Here is a 799-nt window from a genome sequence, read left to right on the forward strand (position 1 = left end):
GGCAACGGTAATGCTCTTTCAGCAGGGTCCTAGGCAGCTGCTGCTTGAATACACCGATACATGAATCGAGCAGGCTATAACGCTCGCAATCATAAGCCTCGGCAGGCGCAGCCAGGCCCAGCAACACCGGAATGTGCGCCAGCTGGCGATTGTCGCCGACCACGATCAGGTTCTTGGCGCACCCCAGCGGCAAGATGCCCGGCACGATATCCTGTAGCGAGGCCTCATCGATGATCACGTAGTCGAGGATCGCCCCCGGCGCGATTGAATTGACGAGGGAGTGCATGCCGCTGCCCAGGATTGGGAAGCGCTTCAAGAAAGCATCGAACTGTTGTCGGTACGTCTTGGCATCGAAGCTGTCCTCAAGTCTCGGCAACCGTTGCAGGTGCTGCTTCAGATGGCACATCGATGCCATCTTCAATTCATCCATCAAGGCCGTGAAATTTCCACGCGCCAGGGATTGGCGGCACATCTGCAACTCCGCTTCTTTATCGCGAATGGCCTTGTCGTAGTAGTGCATCTGCAAAGCATGAAACACGGACAACCGCGCCTCGCACTCGGCGAACTGCTTGGCACGGAAAATCCTGAAGTTGAGCAGCAGCTCGATGCGGTCCTTGAGGCGGATGCGCTGCTCGCCAAGATGGACCAGATAGGCCATCAGGTCTGCGGTCTTGCGCGGTGACAGTCCATACTTGTCCAGCGAGGCGGTCGCCTGCACGTTGCTGTCAGCCTGCCACTGCTGTAGATAGCGCCGCTCGATGCTCAACTCGTCGAGTTCAATTTGGAGTTGCGCTGCACG

General features: G+C 57.7%; 1 pseudogene. It reads right to left on the reverse strand.

The annotated features are described in order from the left end of the window. A pseudogene (locus tag XAXN_RS19665) lies at positions 1–799 on the reverse strand (helicase); the annotation flags it as partial.

Origin of the sequence: Xanthomonas axonopodis (assembly GCF_001304695.1) — a bacterium.
Lineage (GTDB): Bacteria > Pseudomonadota > Gammaproteobacteria > Xanthomonadales > Xanthomonadaceae > Xanthomonas > Xanthomonas axonopodis.